Genomic DNA, 20,891 nt, shown 5'->3' on the forward strand with positions numbered 1-20,891 from the left:
GCCCCCATGCTCGCGCGCGGGCGTCTCCCCGTGTTGAAGCCTCCGTAAAGTTGCGGTAAACCGCCGGGGGTGAAAAACAGGCGGTTGCTATAAATTAGATAGCTATTCGCGCCTTGCCATCAAGCGCCAGAGGCTGTTTTTACCCGGGATGCCAGCCACACCAGCACCAGCACCGGCAACCCCAGCATCGCGGTGGCCGTGAAGAAGTGCGCGTAGCCGAAGGCATTCACGTAGTCGCCCGAGAACCCCGCCACGAACTTCGGGGCAAGCAGCATCATGGAGCTGAACAGCGCGTACTGCGTGGCCGAGTAGCTCACGTTGGTCAGACTCGACAGGTAGGCGATGAACGCCGCCGACGCGATGCCGCTGGCCAGGTTGTCGGCCGACACCACGGCGATGAGCGCCGTCACGTCGTGCCCGTGGCCCGCCAGCCAGGCGAACAGCAGGTTGCTCGCGGCGCTCAGGATGGCGCCCAGCATCAGGATGCGCATCACGCCAAACCGCATCGACAGCACGCCGCCCACGAAGGCGCCCGCCAGCGTCATGATCACGCCGTACACCTTGGTCACGGCGGCCACCTCGTCCTTGGTGAAGCCCATGTCCACATAGAACGGGTTGGCCATGATGCCCATCACCACGTCGCTGATGCGGTAGACGGCGATGAGCGCCAGGATCAGCGCCGCGTGCCAGCCGTAGCGGCGCAGGAAGTCGGCGAAGGGCTCCACCATGGCGCCCTGGATCCACTCGGCCGCGTTTCTGGCCGGGGGCAGTTGCACGGGCGCGGGCTCGCGCGAGAACAGCACGGTGACCACGCCCACCGCCATCGACGCCGCCATGGCAAGGTAGGCCGCCTGCCAGGCGCCGTTCTGGTACGCGGCCGCGCCTTGCGCCACCACCTGCCCCACCGCAGGGGCCACTTCGGAGCGCGCCGCAATCCACAACACGCCCGCACCGGCCCAGATCATGGCCAGGCGGTAGCCTGTCTGGTACGAGGCCGCCAGCGCGGCCTGGTGATTGGCGTCGGCCGATTCGATGCGGAACGCATCGAGCGCGATGTCCTGCGTGGCCGAGCCGAACGCCACCGCCAGCGCGCACCACACGATGGGTCCGAGCGTCTGGCGCGGGTCGGCCAGCGCCATGCCGATGAGTCCGCCCACGATGAGCGCCTGCGACAGCAGCAGCCAGCTGCGCCGCCGTCCCAAGGCCCGGGTGAGCAGCGGGATCGGCATGCGGTCCACCAGCGGCGCCCACACCCACTTGAAACCGTAGGCCAGGCCCACCCAGCTCAGGTACCCGATGGTGCTGCGGTCGATGCCCGCCTCGCGCAGGCGAAAGCTCAGCGTGCCCAGCACCAGCAGCAGCGGCAGCCCGGCGGAGAACCCGAGCGTGAGCATGCGCAGGCTGGCGGGCTCCAGGTACACGCGCAGGGTCTGCAGCCAGGGCGTGCGCGCGGACTTTTCGGGGCTGAGGCCGGGGGGGGAGGATGTGGATGTGTCTGACATGGGGGGCGGAGGTTTTGTCTATCATCGCCGACACCCTTGCAGCCCGGCCTGCCAGCCTCCATCTGGCGACAAGCCCTGGTGTGTGGTGCGCCAGCGCTGCTTATTATTCCTTCAGGGATTGCCTGTATGTGCCTTTTCTGCCCCGCTCCCTCCGTTGCACCGTCGTCCCCGTGGTCGGCGCGCCGTGCGTTCCTGCTGGCGGCCGGCGCCACTGCCGCCGCGCCGGTGCTCGCGCAGGTGGACGTGGGCACGGCGTCCAGCCTGCGCAAGCTGGTGCCCGCCGAGACGCTGGAAAACTCGGCCGCCCAGCAGTACCAGCAGATGCTGCAGCAGGCCAAGGCCAAGCGCGCGCTGGCGCCCGAGGGGCATCCGCAGCTGCAGCGCCTGCACGCCATCGCCAAGCGGCTGATCCCGCACGCCGCGCCCTGGAACGACCGCGCCAGGCAGTGGCGCTGGGAGGTCAATCTCATCGGCAGCCAGCAGATCAACGCGTTCTGCATGCCCGGCGGCAAGATCGCGTTCTACACCGGCATCCTGGACCAGCTCAAGCTCACCGACGACGAGGCCGCGATGATCATGGGCCACGAAATGGCCCATGCGCTGCGCGAACATGCGCGCGAGCGCATCGCCAAGACGCAGGGCACCAACCTCGCGCTGAGGCTGGGCTCGCAGCTGCTGGGCCTGGGCGACCTGGGCCAGGCGGCCGCCGGCCTGGGCGGGCAGCTGCTCACGCTGCAGTTCAGCCGCTCGGACGAGAGCGAGGCCGACCTGGTGGGCCTGGAGCTGGCCGCCCGCGCGGGCTACCAGCCCTCGGCCGCCGTGAGCCTGTGGAAGAAGATGGGCAATGCCAGCGGCAGCAAGCAGGGCGGGCTGGCGTTCCTGTCCACCCACCCCTCGGGCCCCGCGCGCATCCATGAGCTGGAGCTGAACGTGCCCAAGGTGCAGGGCCTGTACGAGGCGGCGCGGCGCAACGGCTGAGGCGCCGGGCGCCCCCGGGGCCGGGTGCTGGTGTTGTTTTGCTATTAAAATAGTAGCTTATTGCGCTTGTCCATCAAGCGCCAGCTGCCTTTTTTGTGCCCTGCCCCGCTCGGCATGGACGTCGGCCTCAGGCCACGCTCACGCGGTTGCGGCCCGCGTGCTTGGCTTCGTAGAGCGCCTTGTCGGCGCGCACGATGGCGGCCTGCAGGTCGTCCGCGCCATGCACCTGCGCCACGCCAAACGACATGGTGAGCGACAGGGGCGCGGGGCCGACCTCCATCGGCGTTGCCTGCACCGCGGCGCGGATGCGTTCGGCCGTGGCGCAGGCGGCGTCGAGCGGGCTGGCGGGCATCAGCGCCAGGAACTCCTCGCCGCCCCAGCGGGCGAGCACGTCGCCTTCGCGCAGGCTCTGGCTGAGCGTGCGGGCCATGGCCACCAGCACCTCGTCGCCCACGGCATGGCCGTACTGGTCGTTCACGCGCTTGAAGTGGTCCACGTCGCACAGCAGCAGGGCGATGGGCGTGCCGTCGCGCTGGCCGCGGGCCAGCGTGTGGGCGGCCAGCGCCTCGAAGTGGCTGCGGTTGTTCAGGCCGGTCAGCGGGTCCAGCGTGGCCTGCTTGCGCAGCCGGCCCTCGGCGATGAGGATGGTGCGGCGGTAGAACGCCGCCAGCGCCGCCGACATCGCGAACACCAGGCAGATGTGGATCCAGTTGACGATCTTCACGCTCAGGGGCGGCAGGGGGGCCAGTGGCCCCAGGTGGTCGCACAGCACCTGCAGGCCCAGGTAGTACGCCAGCAGCGCGATCACCATGGGCGCCGCGAAGCCGCGCGTGTTGGCGATCACGATGGCCGGAATGAACAGCAGCAGGTAGTAGTGAAAGCCGCTGTTCCAGCCGATGAGCAGCGAGCCCAGTGCCGCGTGGCCCACCACCTCCAGCCAGATCAGCGCCAGCGCGGCCGCGTTGTAGCGCGACTGGATGAGCCGGTAGGCCCCCAGGTACATCGCGATGCTCACCAGGTTGACGGCCGCCAGCGGCAGCGACCCCAGCCACAGGAACAGCACGATGTAGCCGCCGTCGATGGCCGCCGCCGTGAGCGCCACGCGCTGCACCATGGCCCAGTAGGCCTTGCCCGCCAGGCTGGAGCCGCGCTGCGGGATGGCGAACGGGCGGGGCGGGCGGGGCTCGGGGCGGGCGGATGCGGAATGTGCCATGGCGGGCAGGGGCCTCGCCGGTGTTCGGGCACCGGTGCGGCGCGATAACAAAATGTCACATTCTAGGAAGCGCCTGCGCTGCCCATCGTCCGATGTGGGCGGCAGGCGGGCCGCAATTGGGGCTTAAGGGGCGGGGGGCGCCGTGCCAGCCGCCGGCGCGCTGACGGTTTGCACGGGCTGCCAGTCCACGGCCATGGGGCTCTTGCGCGAGAACAGCTCCACGTGCGAGTCGATCGCGAACTGCACCCGGTCCAGGCTGGCCTGGTTGTCGGCGCTGCAGTCGAAGTGCAGCGCCGCGCCATCGGCCCGCAGCAGGCACAGGCCCCAGGGAAAGTGGGCCTGGCCCTGGTGATCGTCATATGTCACGGTGATCTTGCGCGTGAAGTGGTAGCACAGGCGCTGCAGGTAGCGGCTGGCGTCGGGCGTGGGCACATGGCCCTGGCGTCGCATCATGGGAAGGGGCTGGTTGTGGTCATGGAAGAAGCGGCATCCAGCGGCAGCGCGGCGTCGGCCAGCACCAGCAGGTTGCCTTGCGAGCAGCGCTCCACGCGGGCCTGGACGCCATAGGCGCGCCGCAGCAGCGCGGGGGTCAGCAGCGGGGCCGGCGCGCCGGCGGCCAGCACGCCGCCGCCGCCCAGCACCAGCACCTGCTGGCAAAAGCGCAGCGCCAGGTTCAGGTCGTGCACGGCCACCAGGCCCACGGTGCCCTGCTGCTGCACCAGGTCGCGCACGGCCTGCAGCACCTGCAGTTGCCAGCGCAGGTCGAGCGCGCTGGTGGGCTCGTCCAGCAGCAGCAGGCGCGGCGCGCGCACGATGGCCTGCGCCAGCCCCACCATCTGGCGCTGCCCGCCCGAGAGTTCATCGAGCCGGCGCAGCGCCAGCGCCTGCAGGCCCAGCGCCGCCACCACCGACTCGATCGCCGCCTCGCGCTGCGCGGTGCTCCATTCGCTGCGGCCGGCGCGCAGGGCGCTCTGCCAGGTCTCGTAGGCCACGAGCGAGATGCTCTGCGGCAGTGCCTGGGGCAGGTAGCCCACGCGCCGCAGGCGCTCCCGCGGGGCCAGCGTGGTCAGGTCGGTCCCTTCCAGCAGTACACGTCCCTGCGCGGGCCGCAGCCCGGCCACGGCCTTGAGCAGCGTGGACTTGCCCACGGCATTGGAGCCCACCACGGCCACGAGGGTGCCGGCGGGCACGGTAGGCAGATCCACGTTCTGCAGCACGGGCCGGCCGGGGTAGCCGGCGCTGAGTTGTTGGAGGCTCAAGCCTGTTGTCATGTCAAGCCTCCATGGCGCCGTGCGCCCCCGGCGGCCGAGGAAACTGACGCGGCCCAAGCCAGCGCCCCCGCGCAAGGGCCGCCCCGCCGCGCTGGGGGCGTCCCCCTCCCGCATTGCGCAGCAATGCGAGAGAGAGAGGGGGAAGACGCGCAGCGGCTCAGGGGGTGCTTCATACGGCCCTTCTCTGGCGCAGCACCAGCACCATGAACAGCGGCACGCCCACCAGCGCGGTGATGATGCCGATGGGCAGCACCACGCCGGGCACCAGCGCCTTGCTGAGGATGGACGCGAGCGACAGCATCAGCGCCCCGGCCAGCGCGCTGCCGGGCAGGTAGTAGCGGTGGTCCTCGCCCAGCAGCATGCGCGCGATGTGCGGCCCCACCAGGCCCACGAAGCCGATGGTGCCCACGAACGACAGGGCGGTGGCCGCCAGCAGGCTCACGCGCAGCAGCGTGACCAGGCGCAGCCGCTCCACCCCGATGCCGAAGCTGCGCGCCTGGTCCTCGCCCGCGCGCAGCGCCGTGAGGGCCCAGGCCTGGCGCGCCGACCAGAGCATGCACAGAGCGAGCACGGTGCCCACGATGCCGATCTTGGTCCAGGTGGCGCGGCCCAGGCTGCCCATGGTCCAGAACACGATCTGCTGCAGCGCGTTGCTGTCGGCGATGAACTGCAGCAGCCACAGCAGGGCCTCGAAGCTGAACAGCAGCGCGATGCCGAACAGCACCACGGTGTCCACCGTGGCGCCCTGGCGCCAGGCCAGCAACTGGATCAGCGCCGTGGCGCTGGCCGCGCCCGCGAAGGCGCACAGCGGCACGGCCAGGTTCTCGCCCCAGGCCACGAGCGTGAAGCCCGTGACCACGGCGGCCGAAGCGCCCACGGCCGCCGCCGCCGACACCCCGAGCGTGAACGGGCTGGCCAGCGGGTTGTTGAGCGCGGTCTGCATCTCGGCCCCTGCCAGGCCCAGGCTGGCGCCCACCAGCACGGCCATCACCGCGTAGGGCAGGCGCACTTCCCACAGGATGACCTGCTGCGCCTGCGGCAGGCTGGCGGGGGCGAACAGGCCCCGCAGCACGTCGGCGAACGCGAAGGTGGAGGGGCCGAGCGCGATGTCGGCCACCACGCTGGCGCACAGCACGGCGAGCAGGGCGGCCAGCAGCAGCAGGCGCAGGCGCACGAAGTGCTGGTAGCGCCGCGCCAGCGAACCAGCGCGGGCCGCGTCCAGGGGCTGCGGCAAGGGAGACGGGGCGGCGGGGTTCAACGAAGGCAGTTCCGGGGCAGGGCGTGTGGGGTGCGAGAGGGTTCCATGGCGCGGGGCGACGGTTTTCAGCGGGGCTGCTGGGCCCATGCCAGGGCGTCGATGAGCCCCGGCGCCATGGCGCCGCCATGGTCCACGCCGGGCAATATGCCCATGTGAACGCGCAGTTCGGGCCAGTGCAAGGCCTCCAGCTGGTCCGCCAGCGCCTGCGTGCGTTCGATCATGCGGCGTTCGTGCTGCACGGCAGCGCGCGCCGCGGTGGGAGCGGCCCGGGGCTGCTCCAGGCTGCCCACGCGCAGCTGCAGCCGGGCCCGGAAGGGGCGCGGCGCCGTCGCGTGCGCCTGCATGAACTGCGATGCCGTCTGCAGCACCTGCGCGCCGTTCCACCACACCGACGGGCTGGTGGCCGCATACCGGGTGAACAACGCGGGGCGCGTGAACAGCGCGTGCAGCACCAGCAGGCCGCCGAACGAGTGCCCGCTCAGCGCCTGGCGCTGCGGGTCGATGGAAAACGCCCGCGCCACGCGCGGCTGCAGCTCGCGCGCGATGAAGTCGAGCAGGATGTCCGCGCCGCCGGCCTCGGGCGTGGCCGAGCCGCCGGGCGCGGGCGGCGTGTAGTCGCGCTGGCGTTGCGCGGGGTGGACCACGGCATCGCCGGGGTGGCCGATGCCCACGACGATGGCGCTGTCCGCGCGCATCTGCGCGGGGCGCGCGGCCTCATTGCGGGCCAGCTGGGCCGCGAGCGCAAAGGCGGCATTGCCGTCGAGCACATACAGCACGGGGTGTCCGGTGGCGGGCGCGGGGCCGGCGGGCTGCTGCACCCAGATGCGCCAGACGCGGCCGCTCGCCGGGTCGCGCAGGTCCAGCTGGTGCGTGTCCGGCAGCCGCGCGGGGCCCGCCTGCAGCAGGGACGCCTCTGGCGCGCCGCTGGCGCAGCCCGCCAGCCACAGGCTGGCACCAGAGGCCAGCAGCGCGCGGCGGCGGGTGTCGCGGGGCATGGGCATGGAGCGCATCAGAGGCTGGTCCAGTACACGCCCGTCAGCGGGATGGGCTGGAAGCGGGTGAACATCGTCTGCAGGGTGTCGCGCGGGTCCAGGTCGGCAAACAGCTCGGGGTGCAGCCATTTGGCGAACACCTGCACCGCCACGACGTTGAAGGGCGAGTTGTAGTAGTGGTGCCAGATGGCATGCGCGCGGCCGGGCTGCTGCACGGCCTGCAGCTGGGCGATGCCCCGGCGCTGCGTGGCGCGCGCCAGCGAGGCGCGGGCGGCCTCGGGCGTGGCGTCGGCGCCCAGCACGATGCGCAGGGGGGATTTCTCGGCCGTGGCCATGCTGCCGATGCCGGTGCCGATGTACAGCTGGGGCTGCGTGGCGATCAGGAATTCGGGGTTGAGCGTGCCGTGCTCGCCCGGAATGCGACCGCGCGCCACATTCTGAGCCCCGGCGGCATCCAGCAGCACGCCCACCAGGCCGACCATGGTGGCGCAGCATTCATCGGCCAGGCCCACGCGGTTCTCCAGGAACACGCCGGGGTGCCGCGTGCCGGCCGGCAGGGTGCGCAGGCGGGCTTCCACGCGGTCGAGCTGGGCCCGCCAATAGGTGTTGAACGCCTGGGCCTCCTGGCGCTTGCCCAGCACGGCGCCCAGCAGCTCCATGCTGCGCGTCGTGTTGCGGAGCGGGTCGTGGCGGAAGTCGACGAACACCACGGCCACGCCGGCCGCCTCCAGGCGGGCCAGCGTTTCGCGGTCGTTCTTGCTCGGGCCGTGGCCACCCGCCAGCCCCAGGATGGCGACCTGCGGACGCAGCGCGATGGCCTGTTCGTCGCTGAAGCTGCCGCTGCTGTTGCGGCCCACGCGCGGCACCTTGTCGATCTGCGGGAAACGGCCGCGCCACTGCGCATAGCCGGCGGCATCCAGCGTCTCGTAGTCGCCCATCATGCCCACCAGGCGGCGGGCCACGTCGTCGCGCTCGAACACGCCCAGCGCGGGCAGCAGCCGGCCTTCGCCCAGCAGGATGCGCTCCACCTTGGCCGGCAGGGTGACGGCGCGGCCCGCCAGGTCGGTCACGGTCTGCGTGCCCCCCTGCGCGCGCGCGGGCGAGGCACCCAGGACCAGGGCGCAGAGCAGGGCCGCCAGTGGCGCCCAGGGGCAAAAACGGATCAGGGGCATGGGAGGGACGGTGTGCGGGCGGCCATCGGCGGCGGCCGGTTCAATGGCCAATATTGAGAATCATTTGCATTTATTATGCCGACTTGCTAGCATCCCATGCCCCGGTGCCCGCCGTGTTTGCCAAGCGGAGAAAAACCTTTGCGCAAACGCCATGCCCGGGTTCCACGCGCCGTGGTGCATTGCCGTCCGCTGACCCTGCCGCTTTTTCGCCGTCACACCTGCCTGCCCATGTCTGTCGTCAGCCCCTTGAAAGTGCTGTCCGCCGCGCCCGCGTCGGACGGCATGCAGGCGTCGCTGCAGCGCCATCTGCAGCGCCTGCGCGTGCTGCGCCCGGGCCTGCACCTGCACGCGGACGATGCCGCCGATGCGCAGGATTTCACGGCCAGCGGCGAGATGGAGACGGGCCTGCGCATCGTGGTGCTGCTGGAGGGCTCGGTGGACGTGAGCTACGGGCCGCGCCGCGTGGCGCTGTCGAGCGCGGCGGACCACGCCCGCCAGTCCCACGATGCAGGCCTGGCCAGCCTGCCGCGCGCCCTGCTGGTGTCGGTGGCGGAGCCGGAGCGCTTCGAGCGCCGCGCCCGCAAGGGCGCGTATGCGCGCCGGGTGAGCGTGGGCCTGGGCGGCGAATGGCTGGAGCAGGTGGCCGGCCCGTCGGCCTCCGGCGCCATCGAGGCCTTCCGCCGCCAGCACCTGGCCATGCACCACTGGCAGCCCTCGGCGCGCATCGCCGCCCTGGCCGAGCAGCTCACCCATGCGCCGGACCTGAGCCCCCTGCTGCTGCACCTGTACCTGGAGAGCCGCGCGCTGGAGCTGGTGGGCGAGGCGCTGGGCAGCCTGGCGCAGCACGCCCCCGGGCCCGCGCCCGCGCCGGCACCTGCTCCCGCGCCCACCGGGCTGCGGCTGCTGCCCCACGAGCACCGGCGCATGCGGGCGCTGCATGCCTTCCTGCAGACCGAAGGGGCCATGGACCTGTCGCTCGATGCCCTGGCGCGCCAGGCCGGCACCAACGCGAACACGCTGCAGCGGCACTTTCGGGCGGTGTACGGCACGACGGTGTTTGACTTCGTGCGCGAAAGCCGCCTGCAGCGCGCCCGCAAGGCCCTGGAGCAGGAGGGCCTGACCGTGGGCCAGGCGGCGCTGGTGGCGGGCTACAACAGCGCCGCCAACTTCGCCACGGCCTACCGCAAGCGCTTTGGCATGCCCCCCAAGCTGGCGCGAGTGAGGGTCTGAAGCCCGCCGGGCCGCCTCGCGGCTCCCCCGGTCCTGGCAAGGCCCGTTCCACGGCGGCCCTGGCGGGGCCGCGGCAAACGTCTTTGTTGGGCGTGCAAACACAGGGCGGCGGGCTGCGTGAAATCATCGCTCCCATGCCGGGTGGAACCAGCCGGCACGCCTTGCAACACGTTCCGGGCACCGCGCCTGGATGGCTTCCTCGCGGAGCCACTGCGCGCCCTGAGTGAAATCGCATTCATTCCTGTTTGCAATCCGTTGGCGAGGCGGACTCCCTTCTCCTTCGTTTTTGATTCAGGACTTCTATGCAGACTCGCCGCCCATCCCCGGGTGTCCCCCGGGCACATCCTTTTGCCTTGCGCCAGGTCGCCCAGGCCTGCGCGTGGACCTTGCTGGCGGGTGCCGGCGCGGCCCTGGCGCAGCAGAACGCGCCCGCCCCGTCCGCCACGCTGCTGCGGGAAGTCACGGTGAATGCGGCCGCCGAGACTCCCGACAGCCTGCCAGCCGCGGCCCCGGGCGGCCAGGTCGCCAGGGGCACGCGGCTGGGCGTGCTCGGCAACGTGGGGGTCATGGACACGCCGTTCAACATGACGGGCTACACCGCCGAAGGCATCGCCGACCAGCAGGCGCAGACCGTGGGCGCGGTGCTCAAGAACGACCCTTCGGTGCGCACCACCACCAACGAAGGCCACATCGTCGAGAACTTCATCATCCGGGGCTTCGGCGTGGGCGCCGGCTCGCTGGCCATCAACGGTGCCTATGGCCTGGCGCCCGAGCAGAACACGCCCACCGAGATGTTCGAGCGGGTGGAGGTGCTCAAGGGCCCCGGCGCCATGATGATGGGCCTGCCCCCCGCGGGCGACGTGGGCGGCGCGATCAACCTCGTGCCCAAGCGCGCGGGCAAGGAGCCGCTCACGCGCGTGACCACCACCTATTCGTCCCAATCCAACGTGGGCGTGCACGCCGACGTGTCGCGCCGCTTCGGCGGGGAACAGCGCCTGGGCGTGCGCGTCAATGGCGTGCTGTCGGGCGGCGAGACCTGGCTCGACCACCAGACCAAGGCGCGCGAGATCGGCCACCTGGCGCTGGACTACCAGGGCGAGGGCTGGAACGTGGAGGCCGATGCCTATTCGCTCAGGAACAAGGTGCGCAAGGGCTCGCCCATGCAGCCCATCATCGCGGGCTGGACCACGGTGCCCAAGGCGCCCGACGGCTCCACCAACTTCTTCTACGGCGAGGGCGTGTACAGCAATACGCAGACCCAGGGCCTCATCGTGCGCGGCCAGGCGAAGATCAACGCGGGCTGGACGGCGTTTGCCTCGGCGGGCAAGGCCGAGCATTCCTACGACGGCTTCATCTTCGGCACCCGCCCGGTGTGGACGGCGGCGAACGCGGCCTCGGGCAACGCCACGGGCACGGCCTACAACTCCTGGGGCGAGTACGGCACCACCACGGCCGAACTGGGCCTGCGCGGCCAGTTTGGCACCGGCGCCGTGGCGCACAGGCTGACCCTGGCCGCCAACGTGATGAATTACGAAGGCGGCAGCCGCGGCAACGGCACGGCGCCCATCAACAGCAACATCTACCACCCCACGCCCATCACCATGCCGGCCGGGGCGGCGGCATCGACCTACAGCAAGATGAACGATGACGCGATGACGGCGCTGAGCGCGGTCGACACGCTGTCGTTCGCCGACGACCAGGTGCAGCTCACCCTGGGCCTGCGCGCGCAGCGGGTGCACCAAAAGCTCAACAAGTACAAGGAGAGCGCCGTGACGCCGCTGGTGGGCGTGGTGGCCAAGCCCTGGGGCGAGACCGTTGCGCTGTACGGCAACTACGTGGAAGGCCTGAGCGCGGGCACGACCGTGAAGGCGCCCTATGCCAACGAAGGCCAGACCTTCGCGCCGTACAAGAGCAAGCAGATGGAGGTCGGCGTGAAGTGGGTGAGCGGCAGCCTGACGCAGACCGTGAGCCTGTTCCAGATCAGCAAGCCCGCCCTGATCGAGCAAGACAACCGCCAGGTGCTCGACGGCGAGCAGCGCAACCGGGGCGTGGAGTGGAACGTGTTCGGGCAGTTGGCCCCGGCGCTTTCCCTGCTGGGCGGCGTGGCCTACACCGAGGCCGACCAGACCCGGACGAACAAGGGCGTGAACCAGGGCCGCGCGCAGTTCGGCGTGCCCCGGCTCACCCTGAACCTGGGTGCCGACTGGGCGGTTCCCGGCGTGCAGGGCCTGTCGGTGAACGGCCGCGTGAACCACACCGGTTCGCAATGGCTCACGGGCGACAACAGCGTGAAGCTGCCGTCCTGGACCACCCTGGACGTGGGCGCCCGCTATGCCACGCGTCTTGGCGCGCAACCGGTGGTGCTGCGCGCCACGGTGACCAACCTCGCCAACCGCGCGTATTTCGAGAGCATCTGGGGCGCGGGCCGGGTGAACGTGGGCGCGCCGCGCGCCGTACGCCTGTCGGCCTCGTTCGACTTCTGATCCCGGCGAAGCACGGCGCGAGCGAAGCAACCCCGCCACGGGGTCTGGCGTGTGTCCTGGTGGGCACGCCAGGCGCCTGTGGTGGGGCTGGTTATGCTACCAATATAGTAGCTATTGGCGCTTGATGGATAGGCGCTGGCGGCCAAAAACATACAGAACATCAAGACTTCCGTCGGCACGGCACGGCACGGCACGGCACGGCACGGCATGCAAGCCGGGCCATGGGCCGCGCGCCGCCGCGGGGCTGTCCAGCGGGGCTCAGGTCCCGCCCACGTAGGGATTGCTCTGGCGCTCCCGCCCGAACGTGCTCCCGGGGCCGTGGCCGGGAATGAACACCGTCTGATCTCCCATCGGCCACTGTTGTGACAACGTGAGGCCCAGGCTCCGAACCTCCGTGAACAGCAGGTCCAGGTTGCTCAGGGGGTCCATCATGACGACCTGGTGGGGTGTTGCTGACAGAGATGGGCAGTTGCAAACAGGGATTGACGATCTCGCGGGGCCGCGCTGGAGCACCATCAGGATGCCGTGGATGCCGTGGATGCTTGGGGGCGTCGCATGGGCCCGTGCCCAGGCAAGCAGCCGGAGGATGTTGTGCCACGTCGGGCATGCCCGCACGCAGATTTTGATACGCACAGTCAATTTGTCTGAAACTCCCAGTCAATCTGGATGTGGTTGACCCTCCTAGGATGCGATAGCTGGTCAGCGATGTTCGTCTCGCGCTCACTCCAGCCAGGAGGTACTGGCTTTCATTCGGCGCCTTCTCCCCCAAGACTCATTCAGGGAAGACGGTTCCAGTGAAGCCATTGCAAGCCCAGTGCACAGCGGTCTTATTTCGCATTCATCAGATCCGGCGTTCGCTGTCCCGGATTTACCAGACGCCTGGCTCCCGTTGCGGGGCCATGGCGATGATCCGCCGCTCCGTCCCGGGGGCGCTTTTGCGCTGCACCGTCGCGTTGGCCATGGTGCTGCTGTCAGGTGTTGTGCCGGCGCAGACCAACACCTGGGCTGGCAGCGGCAGCCTGGCTACCGCACGCAAAGCCCATACCGCAACGGTCCTGCCCGATGGCACCGTGCTGATTGCGGGGGGCTGGGCCTACAGCAGCAGCAACCTTGCCAGCACCGAGTTGTATGACCCGGTCGCAGGCACCTGGAGCGCCAAAGGAAATCTAAATGCTGGACGCGCGTACCACACCGCCACCCTGCTGCCCAATGGCAAGGTGCTGGTTTCCGGTGGAGCAGGGAGCCGCGGCGCGCTTGCCGACGCCGAACTCTACGACCTTGGCACAGGCAGTTGGAGCGCCACGGGCAGCATGTCCGGCGCACGTTTGTTCCACACCGCCACCCTGCTGGCCAATGGCAAAGTGCTTGTCGCGGGGAATGGCGCAGAGGTCTACGACCCGGCCACCGGCCAGTGGAGCACCACGGGCACCATGGTCACCACGCGCGACGCCCACACTGCCACGTTGTTGCCCAACGGCAAGGTACTCGTCGCGGGGGGGAACAACGCGGACGTTGGCTACCTTGCCACCGCTGAACTTTACGACCCGGTCACTGGCACATGGAGCGCCACAGGCACTATGACCACACCGCGTATCAGTCACACCGCCACCCTGCTGCCCAGTGGCAAAGTGCTGGTGGCTGGTGGGGGAGGCAACGGCGCACGCTCCAGTGCCGAGCTGTACGACCCCGCCACAGGCATGTGGAGCACCACTGGCAACCTGGCCAACAAGCGCAGTTCTCAAACCGCCACGTTGCTGCACAGCGGCAAAGTGCTTGTTGCCGGAGGAGATGGCAGCACTTACCTCGCTAGCGCTGAGCTCTACGACCCCGCTACCGGCACCTGGGACACTACCAGCAGCCTGGCCACCGGCCGGGTCAGCCACACGGCCTCCCTGCTGTCCAACGGTAGAGTGCTCGTTGTAGGCGGGTGGAATACTGGCGGCTACCTCGCAAGTGCCGAGCGATACGAAGTAGGCCCTGGCGCCTGGAGGGCTACCGGCAGCATGATTGGCGGGCGCAGTGTCCACACCTCCACTTTGCTGCGCAGTGGTGAAGTGCTCGTCACCGGCGGGTTCGGCGGTGGCGGGGGTTTTCTTGCAAGCGCTGAACGGTACAACCCCGCCACAGATAGCTGGAGCCCCACGGGCAGCATGATCACCGGGCGCACTTTTCACACCGCCACCGTGCTGCCCAGCGGCAAGGTACTGGTCACTTCAGGGGTCGCGAACGGCGGTGCGCTTGCCAGCGCAGAACTTTACGATCCCGTCGCTGGCACATGGAGTGCTGCCGGCACCCTCGCCGTCGCTCGCTACAACCGCACGGCCACTCTGCTGGCCAATGGCAAGGTGCTTGTCGTGGGAGGTGAGGGCGCTGGCAGCGTCTTCACCAAAGGCGAGCTCTACGATCCCGAGACGAACCAGTGGAGTGTCACAGGCAACATGGCCGATGAGCACATTTATCACACGGCCTCCCTTCTGCCCAATGGCAAAGTGCTTGTCGCAGGTGGATACACCAGCGTCGGCATGCTCTCCAGCACTGAACTCTACGACCCCGCATCCAACGCCTGGAGCCCCGCGGGCGGCATGGCCACCTGGCGCTATTCCCACACGGCCACCCTGCTGCCCGACGGCAAGGTCATCGTCGCGGGGGGGCGGGGCGTCAGTGGCATGCCGGCCGATGCAGAACTCTACGACCCTGGCGCAAATACCTGGAGCGCCGCGGGCAGTCTGGTACGCACCCGCACAGGTCACACGGCCGCCCTGCTGCCCAGTGGCAAGGTCCTCCTCGCGGGCGGAAGCAGCGGCGATTTCGCCAGCTCTGAGCTCTACGACCCGGCCACCGCCACTTGGAGCGCCACGGGCAGCCTGAACACCGGGCGCGTCAACCACCGAGCCACCCTGCTCGCTGACGGCAGGGTCCTGGCTACAGGGGGCAGCGGCAGCTCTGACACCAGCGTCGAGCTTTATGCAACTTCTGCCCCTGCAGTGCAGACATACAGCGCCATGGTGTCCGTTGTGGTGGGTGGCGGGCCGGGCGGAGGGGGGAGCGTGGGCACGGGTGTGGGGTCGGTAGCGATCAGTGGCGGCGCGCCAGGCTGCGCGCTCGATACCACCGCCACGGGGTTCAGCAGCGCGGTGCCTTCAGGCCTGCCAGCCAACGCCAGCACGCCCGCCGGGATGTTTCGCTTCCGCTCCACAGGCTGCGCGGGCAACACGCTGACGGTGCGAATCACCTACCCCCACGCACTTCCTGCCGGGGTGCAGCTGATGAAGTATGGGCCTGCCAGCGCGGGGGCCGCCAGCAGCTGGTATCCAATGACCGGTGCAACGCTGAGTGCAGACCGGTTGACTGTGGCGTACGCGATCACCGACAACGGCATGGGCGATGGCAATACAGCCGATGCGGGGGTGATTGAAGACCCGTTCGCACCGGTGTTGCTGGCTGCGATCCCTGGCACGTCAGGCCCAGCTTCCATTCCCACCCTGAGCGAGTGGGGGCTGATCCTGTTGTCGCTGATGGCGGCTGGCCTGGGCATGCACCGGATGCGCCGTAGCAGCGCCTTCCGGTCCCGTGCCTGTGGGCGGGGGGCATAGGGCGAAATCGTAGACCTGCGTGACGGGGCACGTCCCGAGAACTTCACGTCCTTGTCGACATGCTCGCTGCGCGCCGGCGCCGCCATGGCAGGCGTCACCAGGTAGTAGCCGTTGCGCCACTGCATCCTGGGCGAAGTCCGCTGGCAGCGAAACGGCCCAGGTCAGGTATTGCCCACGTAGGGATTGCTCTGGCGCTCCCGCCCGAACGTGCTCTCGGGGCCGTGGCCGGGAATGAACACCGTCTGATCTCCCATCGGCCACAGGCGCTGCGTGATGCTGTCGATGAGCTGCTGGTGGTTGCCCTGCGGGAAGTCCGTGCGGCCGATGCTGCCTGCGAACAGCACGTCGCCCACAAACGCGCGGTCGATCTGCGGCGCGTGGAACACCACATGCCCCGGCGTGTGCCCCGGGCAGTGGCGCACGTTCAGCGTCTCGTTGCCGATCTGCACCTGGTCGCCATCGTGCAGCCAGCGCGTAGGCGTGAAGTGCTGCGCGGGCGGAAAACCAAACATCGCGCTCTGCTGCGGCAGGCCGTCGATCCAGAACTGGTCGCCCGGGTGCGGGCCCACGATGGGCAGCGAAAGCCGCTGGGCCAGCTCGCCCGTGCCGCCCGCGTGGTCGATGTGGGCGTGGGTGAGCCAGATCTGTTCGAGCGTGAGGTCAAGGCGCCGGATTTCTGCCAGCAGCACCTCCAGGTCGCCGCCGGGGTCGATCACGGCGGCGTTTTGGGTGGCGTCACACCAGACGAGGGAGCAGTTTTGCTGGAACGCAGTAACAGGGATGGTGAGGTAGCGGAGCATGGTGGGGGAGGGTGGTTGTGTGTATTTTGCGGTCCGGCGCATGGCGCAGGGTGGACGGGCCAGGCTCAAGCCCGCGCCAGCCGATCGACGAGGAAATCCACCAGCACGCGCACGCGCAGCGGCATGTGCCGGTTGGCGGGGTACAGCAGCGAAAACGGGCGGGAGGCGCCCGCATGCGCGGGCAGTAGCTCTTGGAGCGCGCCGCTGCGCAGGTCGGCCTCCACAATGAACCGGTAGGTCTGCAGCAGCCCCGCGCCGGCACGCGCCAGGGTCACGGTGCCCAGGATGTCGTCGGCGCAGCGCAGGTGGCCTTGGGTGGGCACCTCCACATCGCGCCCGGCGGCGTCGCGCAGTATCCATGGCACCGCTTGGCCGCTGCTGGGCAGCACGAACTGGATGCATTCGTGCGCCGCCAGGTCGGCCGTTTCGTGCGGCGTGCCGCGACGCGCCAGGTACGCCGGGGTGGCGACCACCACCAGGGCGGCGTCCTCCAGCTTGCGCGCCACCAGCCCCGAGTCGATGGGCGCGCGACCGCGCACGGCCAGGTCAAAGCCTTCCTCGGTGAAGTCCACGTTGCGGTTGCTCAACTGCAGCTCCAGCTCCACGTCGGGGTAGGACTGCGCAAATGCGGGCAGCAGCGGCAGGATGCGGCAGTGCCCGTAGGACGTGGGCAGGCTGAAGCGGACCAGGCCTGCCGGGCTTTGCTGCTGGCCTGACAGTTCGCGCTCCGCTTCGGCCAGCTGCCCCAGCGCCTGGCGGCATTGCTCGTAGTAGCGCTTGCCGGCGTCGGTCAGCCGCACCTGGCGCGTGGTGCGCTGGAACAGGCGCACGCCCAGGCGCGCCTCCATGCGCGCCACCGATCGGCTCACGGCCGCCGCCGTCAGCCCGGCCGCCTGGGCGGCGGCCGTGAAGCTCTGCCACTGCGCGGTCAGGCAGAACAGCTCGATGCTGCCCAGCTTCAGGTCGTCGAATTGGCGCGCCATGTCTTGTTTATTACTTCATGTAATCAGTGAAATTCCCAGAACCTAGTTTATTGCTGTTTACATCGCCAATACCATCGCTTCACCTTTCCACCACACCCCCAGGGCCTCTCCATGAAGCTGTACTTTTCCCCCGCCGCCTGCTCCTTGTCGCCCCACATCCTGCTGCTGGAATGTGGCTTGCCGTTTGCGCTGGAGAAGGTCGATACCGCGCGCCACCAGACGGCCGACGGACAGGATTTCCATGCGATCAACCCCAAAGGCCAGGTGCCCGTGCTGGAGTTGGACGACGGCTCCCGCCTCACCGAAGGCCCGGTCATCGCGCAATACATCGCTGACCAGGCCCAGGCCACGCAACTGATGCCGGCCGCCGGCACGTGGGCGCGCTACCGGGTGATGGAGTGGCAGAACTACGTCAGCACCGAGCTGCACAAGTCCTTCACGCCCCTGTTCCAGGCCGGGCTGGACGACAACGCCAAGGCTGTGCTGGCCGCCCTGCTGCGCAAGAAGATGGAGTGGCTGGACGCGCAGCTGCAGCACGGCCACTACCTGACGGGCGAGCACTTCACGGCGGCCGACGCCTATCTTTTTGTGGTGCTGGGCTGGGCCAAGTTCGTGAAGCTGGACATCAGCGACCTGGCCCATCTGCAGGCGTTCATGCGCCGCGTGGCCGCGCGCCCTGCCGTGCAGGCCGCGATGCGGGCCGAAGGGTTGCTGGGCTGAGACGCCGTTCATTCATCCATCCACAAGGAACACGCCATGCCTTACATCAACATCAAAGTGACGCGCGAGGGGGTCAGCAGCGCACAGAAGGCCGCGCTCATCGAGGGCGCCACCGATTTGCTGGTGCGCGTTCTGAACAAGGAGCCCGCCACCACCTTTGTCGTGATCGACGAGGTCGAGACCGACAACTGGGGTGTGGCCGGTGAGACGGTGACCGTGCGGCGCCAGCGTGCCCGGGTGGCCGCCGCAGGGAATGCGCCATGAGTGACCCGCGCTTCGACGCAGTCGCCGCCGTGCTGCAGGACTATTTCGACGGCCTGTGCCACAGCGACACGCAGCGCCTGCGCCGCGTGTTCCACCCGCAGGCGGTCTATGCCTGCGCCACGGCCGAGCCTGCGGTGATCCTGCGCATGGAGGAATATTTCCCCATCGTGGACCAGCGCCCCTCGCCCGCGAGCCGGGGCGAGACGGTGCAGGAGCGCATCCTGTCGATTGAATTCGCCGGGCCGGTGACGGCCCTGGCCAAGGTCGAATGCGCCATCCTGCCCAAGCACTTCACCGACCTGCTGACCCTGATCCACGTGGACGGGCGCTGGCAGATCATTGCCAAGGTGTTTCACTACGAACTGGATCGCTGAGGCGGCGGTGCGTGCAAGCCGGTGGGCGAGTTCCTCCTTTCGGAAGGACTCATTTATTGATAGCTGCTGGCGCTTGCCAGATAAGCGCTAGAGCCCATTTTTGCTAAAAAACCGGCGGCAGGCACCACCGGCGGTGTGCCCGCCTCACAGGTTGGTCGCCGCGACCACTTCCGACATGTCGGTCAGCCCCTGCAGCACCTTCTCGATGCCGTCCTGGCGCAGGGTCAGCATGCCGGCGGCCAGTGCCGAGTGGCGGATGTCCGAGGCGGGGGCGCGGTGGCGGATGTGCTGCCGGATGGTCTCGTCGCTCAGCATCAGTTCATGGATGCCCAGCCGGCCGTGGTAGCCATGGCCGTCGCATTGCGTGCAGCCCACATGGCGCCACAGGCGCAGCTCGCCCTGTGCGCCGCCGTGCTGCTGGCGCCAGTGCGCCACCTGTGCCGCGCGGGCCTCGGGGGTGTTGTGGGTGCCGCTGTCCAGGTACTGCGATGCCAGGCCCAGCAGCGTGTCGTGGTCGGCCACACGCGGCGCGCGGCAGGCCGTGCACAGGCGGCGCACCAGGCGCTGGGCCAGGATGGCGAGCAGCGAATCGGAGAAGTTGAACGGGTCCAGGCCCATCTCCAGCAGCCGCGCAATGCTCTCGGGCGCCGAGTTGGTGTGCAGGGTGGACAGCACCAGATGCCCCGTCAGCGAAGCCTCGATGGCGATGCGCGCGGTTTCCTCGTCGCGCATCTCGCCGATCATGATCACGTCCGGGTCGGCGCGCAAAAAGGTGCGCATGGCGGCGGCAAAGGTCCAGCCGATGCGCGGGTTCACCTGCACCTGGCGCAGCCCTTCCTGGGTGATCTCGATGGGGTCTTCGGCCGTCCAGATCTTGCGGCCTGCCGTGTTGATGTCGCGCACTACTGAGTGCAGCGTGGTCGTCTTGCCGCAGCCCGTGGGGCCGCACACCAGCACCAGGCCATAGCTTTTCTGCACCACCGCCCGCAGGGCCTGCAGGTTGGGCGGGCTCAGGCCGATGTTCTCCAGTGGCAGCGGCTTGGCACCGGCCAGCAGGCGCAGCACCACGTCCTCCAGCCCGCGCGAGGTGGGCACGGTGACCACGCGCAGCTCCACCGGCGGGCCGCCGAAGCGGGCGAAGTCGATCTTGCCGTCCTGGGGCTTGCGGTGCTCGGAGATGTCCATGCCCGCCATGATCTTGATGCGCGCCACCATGGCGAAGCGGTAGCGCGCTGGCAGCTCCAGGTAGGGTGTGAGGTCGCCGTCGATGCGCAGGCGGATGCGCACGTTCTGCGGCGCGGGCTCGGTCTCGATGTGGATGTCGGACGCGCGGTGGTGGATGGCTTCGTCGATCACCGAGTTGATGAGCCGCACCAGGGTGTTGTCCGACTCGCTGATCACGTCGGCCTGCTCGCAGTCTGCGTCCGGGACGGTGCTGCCCAGGTTGGCGGCCAGCTCGCGCGAGGTGGCGCGGGCAGCGGTGGTGGCGTCGGCGCCGCCAGACTGGGTGCGGTAGGCGCGGTGAATGGCGGGCATCAGCGTGCCTGGCGCGGCCTGCAGCGGAATGAGCCGGCGCTGCGTGAGAAACCGCAGTTCGTCCAGCAGCACGCGATCGAGCGGGTCGGCCATCAGCAGTACCAGCGCATCCTCGCGGGCGATCAGCGGCAGCACGGATTCACGTTCGGCCATCGCCCGGGGCACCAGGGCCAGGGCCGCCGCCTCGGGCGTGATGTCGCCGGGGTGCACGGTGTACTCGCCCAGCCACGCGGCAATGACCTGGCGCAACTGCTCCTGGGTCAGGACGCCATCCTCCACCAGAATCTGTCCGATCAGCCGGTGCTGCCCGCCGCTGCGCTCCTGCTGCTGGGTCTGCAAGCCGTCTTGCAGGGCCGAGGGTGACACCATGCCGGCATGGATCAGCGCCTCGCCCAGGTGCCGCGCTTTGCCGACGGTGGGGTGGGGAGTGGAGAGCTGCTTCCACAAGGATTCCGCGTTGACGGGGCGAAAACCATGGGGCGGGGGGGCGGTGGAGGCAGCGGTGTCGGGCATCAATGGTCA

Annotated in this window: 17 protein-coding genes and 1 pseudogene; 7 read left to right on the forward strand and 11 right to left on the reverse strand. The window is 69.4% G+C overall.

Features of this window, described 5'->3' with window-relative positions; genetic code table 11:
* Positions 1–119: 119 nt before the first annotated feature.
* Positions 120–1,502, reverse strand: a complete 1,383-nt coding sequence (locus AC07OD_RS24410) for an AmpG family muropeptide MFS transporter (protein ID WP_369641121.1) — start codon at positions 1,500–1,502, stop codon at positions 120–122.
* Positions 1,503–1,628: 126 nt separating this feature from the next.
* Between AC07OD_RS24410 and AC07OD_RS24415 the strand changes: the two genes are divergently transcribed.
* Complete coding sequence (locus AC07OD_RS24415; protein WP_218339131.1) at positions 1,629–2,480, forward strand: M48 family metallopeptidase; 852 nt, start codon at positions 1,629–1,631, stop codon at positions 2,478–2,480.
* 127 nt (positions 2,481–2,607) lie between these two features.
* Here the strand turns inward: AC07OD_RS24415 and AC07OD_RS24420 are convergent, their stop codons facing one another.
* The 6 genes from AC07OD_RS24420 to AC07OD_RS24445 form a co-directional block, all read right to left on the reverse strand.
* Positions 2,608–3,693 carry a GGDEF domain-containing protein gene (locus AC07OD_RS24420; protein WP_218296652.1) on the reverse strand — a complete coding sequence of 362 codons (1,086 nt, stop codon included), beginning with the start codon at positions 3,691–3,693 and terminating at the stop codon, positions 2,608–2,610.
* Between the two features lie 123 nt (positions 3,694–3,816).
* Positions 3,817–4,146 (reverse strand): DUF2218 domain-containing protein, encoded by a 330-nt coding sequence (locus AC07OD_RS24425; RefSeq protein WP_494598256.1) that lies wholly within the window; start codon positions 4,144–4,146, stop codon positions 3,817–3,819.
* On the reverse strand, positions 4,143–4,964 hold the full coding sequence (locus AC07OD_RS24430) for an ABC transporter ATP-binding protein (RefSeq protein ID WP_494598257.1): 822 nt from the start codon (positions 4,962–4,964) through the stop codon (positions 4,143–4,145). Before AC07OD_RS24430 ends, AC07OD_RS24425 begins: the two co-directional genes overlap by 4 nt.
* Before the next feature lie 169 nt (positions 4,965–5,133).
* The gene (locus tag AC07OD_RS24435) at positions 5,134–6,222 is read right to left on the reverse strand and encodes a FecCD family ABC transporter permease (protein ID WP_494598258.1); all 1,089 of its coding nucleotides are present in this window, start codon (positions 6,220–6,222) and stop codon (positions 5,134–5,136) included.
* Positions 6,223–6,287: 65 nt separating this feature from the next.
* Positions 6,288–7,232, reverse strand: a complete 945-nt coding sequence (locus AC07OD_RS24440; RefSeq protein WP_494598259.1) for an alpha/beta hydrolase — start codon at positions 7,230–7,232, stop codon at positions 6,288–6,290.
* Positions 7,232–8,386, reverse strand: coding sequence for an ABC transporter substrate-binding protein (locus tag AC07OD_RS24445; RefSeq protein WP_492244727.1), 1,155 nt, complete (start codon positions 8,384–8,386; stop codon positions 7,232–7,234). The genes AC07OD_RS24440 and AC07OD_RS24445 overlap by 1 nt, the downstream gene beginning before the upstream one ends.
* A gap of 228 nt (positions 8,387–8,614) precedes the next feature.
* Between AC07OD_RS24445 and AC07OD_RS24450 the strand changes: the two genes are divergently transcribed.
* Together AC07OD_RS24450 and AC07OD_RS24455 are read left to right on the forward strand one after the other, a co-directional pair.
* On the forward strand, positions 8,615–9,616 hold the full coding sequence (locus tag AC07OD_RS24450; protein ID WP_494598260.1) for a helix-turn-helix transcriptional regulator: 1,002 nt from the start codon (positions 8,615–8,617) through the stop codon (positions 9,614–9,616).
* A 353-nt stretch (positions 9,617–9,969) separates the two neighbouring features.
* Entirely contained in the window at positions 9,970–12,099 is a 2,130-nt protein-coding gene (locus AC07OD_RS24455; RefSeq protein ID WP_492808125.1) for a TonB-dependent receptor, read from the forward strand.
* 258 nt (positions 12,100–12,357) lie between these two features.
* Here AC07OD_RS24455 and AC07OD_RS24460 read toward each other — a convergent pair.
* Positions 12,358–12,456, reverse strand: a pseudogene (locus AC07OD_RS24460) (MBL fold metallo-hydrolase); the annotation flags it as partial.
* 542 nt (positions 12,457–12,998) lie between these two features.
* Here AC07OD_RS24460 and AC07OD_RS24465 point away from each other — a divergent pair.
* Entirely contained in the window at positions 12,999–15,692 is a 2,694-nt protein-coding gene (locus AC07OD_RS24465) for an IPTL-CTERM sorting domain-containing protein (RefSeq protein ID WP_494598261.1), read from the forward strand.
* Positions 15,693–15,853: 161 nt separating this feature from the next.
* Here AC07OD_RS24465 and AC07OD_RS24470 read toward each other — a convergent pair whose 3' ends face one another.
* Complete coding sequence (locus AC07OD_RS24470) at positions 15,854–16,492, reverse strand: MBL fold metallo-hydrolase (protein ID WP_218296659.1); 639 nt, start codon at positions 16,490–16,492, stop codon at positions 15,854–15,856.
* Positions 16,493–16,557: 65 nt separating this feature from the next.
* Complete coding sequence (locus AC07OD_RS24475; protein ID WP_494598262.1) at positions 16,558–17,475, reverse strand: LysR family transcriptional regulator; 918 nt, start codon at positions 17,473–17,475, stop codon at positions 16,558–16,560.
* Positions 17,476–17,586: 111 nt separating this feature from the next.
* Between AC07OD_RS24475 and gstA the strand changes: the two genes are divergently transcribed.
* Genes gstA through AC07OD_RS24490 form a run of 3 tightly spaced genes read left to right on the forward strand, consistent with a single transcriptional unit; the run spans position 17,587 to position 18,833 of the window.
* On the forward strand, positions 17,587–18,195 hold the full coding sequence (gene gstA, locus AC07OD_RS24480) for a glutathione transferase GstA (protein WP_494598263.1): 609 nt from the start codon (positions 17,587–17,589) through the stop codon (positions 18,193–18,195).
* 36 nt (positions 18,196–18,231) lie between these two features.
* Positions 18,232–18,459, forward strand: coding sequence for a tautomerase family protein (locus tag AC07OD_RS24485; protein WP_494598264.1), 228 nt, complete (start codon positions 18,232–18,234; stop codon positions 18,457–18,459).
* On the forward strand, positions 18,456–18,833 hold the full coding sequence (locus tag AC07OD_RS24490) for a nuclear transport factor 2 family protein (RefSeq protein WP_494598265.1): 378 nt from the start codon (positions 18,456–18,458) through the stop codon (positions 18,831–18,833). The genes AC07OD_RS24485 and AC07OD_RS24490 overlap by 4 nt, the downstream gene beginning before the upstream one ends.
* Positions 18,834–18,977: 144 nt before the next feature.
* Here the strand turns inward: AC07OD_RS24490 and AC07OD_RS24495 are convergent, their stop codons facing one another.
* On the reverse strand, positions 18,978–20,882 hold the full coding sequence (locus AC07OD_RS24495) for a GspE/PulE family protein (protein ID WP_494598266.1): 1,905 nt from the start codon (positions 20,880–20,882) through the stop codon (positions 18,978–18,980).
* Positions 20,883–20,891: the final 9 nt, after the last annotated feature.

Source organism: Acidovorax sp. GW821-FHT10E03 (assembly GCF_059415205.1).

What these genes read in the sequence shown, in the direction of transcription:
- AC07OD_RS24410 (WP_369641121.1), bottom strand. Translation starts at nt 1,502, where the DNA reads ATGTCAGACACATCCACATCCTCCCCCCCCGGCCTCAGCCCCGAAAAG.
- AC07OD_RS24415 (WP_218339131.1), top strand. Translation starts at nt 1,629, where the DNA reads ATGTGCCTTTTCTGCCCCGCTCCCTCCGTTGCACCGTCGTCCCCGTGG.
- AC07OD_RS24420 (WP_218296652.1), bottom strand. Translation starts at nt 3,693, where the DNA reads ATGGCACATTCCGCATCCGCCCGCCCCGAGCCCCGCCCGCCCCGCCCG.
- AC07OD_RS24425 (WP_494598256.1), bottom strand. Translation starts at nt 4,146, where the DNA reads ATGATGCGACGCCAGGGCCATGTGCCCACGCCCGACGCCAGCCGCTAC.
- AC07OD_RS24430 (WP_494598257.1), bottom strand. Translation starts at nt 4,964, where the DNA reads ATGACAACAGGCTTGAGCCTCCAACAACTCAGCGCCGGCTACCCCGGC.
- AC07OD_RS24440 (WP_494598259.1), bottom strand. Translation starts at nt 7,232, where the DNA reads ATGCGCTCCATGCCCATGCCCCGCGACACCCGCCGCCGCGCGCTGCTG.
- AC07OD_RS24445 (WP_492244727.1), bottom strand. Translation starts at nt 8,386, where the DNA reads ATGCCCCTGATCCGTTTTTGCCCCTGGGCGCCACTGGCGGCCCTGCTC.
- AC07OD_RS24450 (WP_494598260.1), top strand. Translation starts at nt 8,615, where the DNA reads ATGTCTGTCGTCAGCCCCTTGAAAGTGCTGTCCGCCGCGCCCGCGTCG.
- AC07OD_RS24465 (WP_494598261.1), top strand. Translation starts at nt 12,999, where the DNA reads ATGGCGATGATCCGCCGCTCCGTCCCGGGGGCGCTTTTGCGCTGCACC.
- AC07OD_RS24470 (WP_218296659.1), bottom strand. Translation starts at nt 16,492, where the DNA reads ATGCTCCGCTACCTCACCATCCCTGTTACTGCGTTCCAGCAAAACTGC.
- AC07OD_RS24475 (WP_494598262.1), bottom strand. Translation starts at nt 17,475, where the DNA reads ATGGCGCGCCAATTCGACGACCTGAAGCTGGGCAGCATCGAGCTGTTC.
- gstA (WP_494598263.1), top strand. Translation starts at nt 17,587, where the DNA reads ATGAAGCTGTACTTTTCCCCCGCCGCCTGCTCCTTGTCGCCCCACATC.
- AC07OD_RS24485 (WP_494598264.1), top strand. Translation starts at nt 18,232, where the DNA reads ATGCCTTACATCAACATCAAAGTGACGCGCGAGGGGGTCAGCAGCGCA.
- AC07OD_RS24490 (WP_494598265.1), top strand. Translation starts at nt 18,456, where the DNA reads ATGAGTGACCCGCGCTTCGACGCAGTCGCCGCCGTGCTGCAGGACTAT.
- AC07OD_RS24495 (WP_494598266.1), bottom strand. Translation starts at nt 20,882, where the DNA reads ATGCCCGACACCGCTGCCTCCACCGCCCCCCCGCCCCATGGTTTTCGC.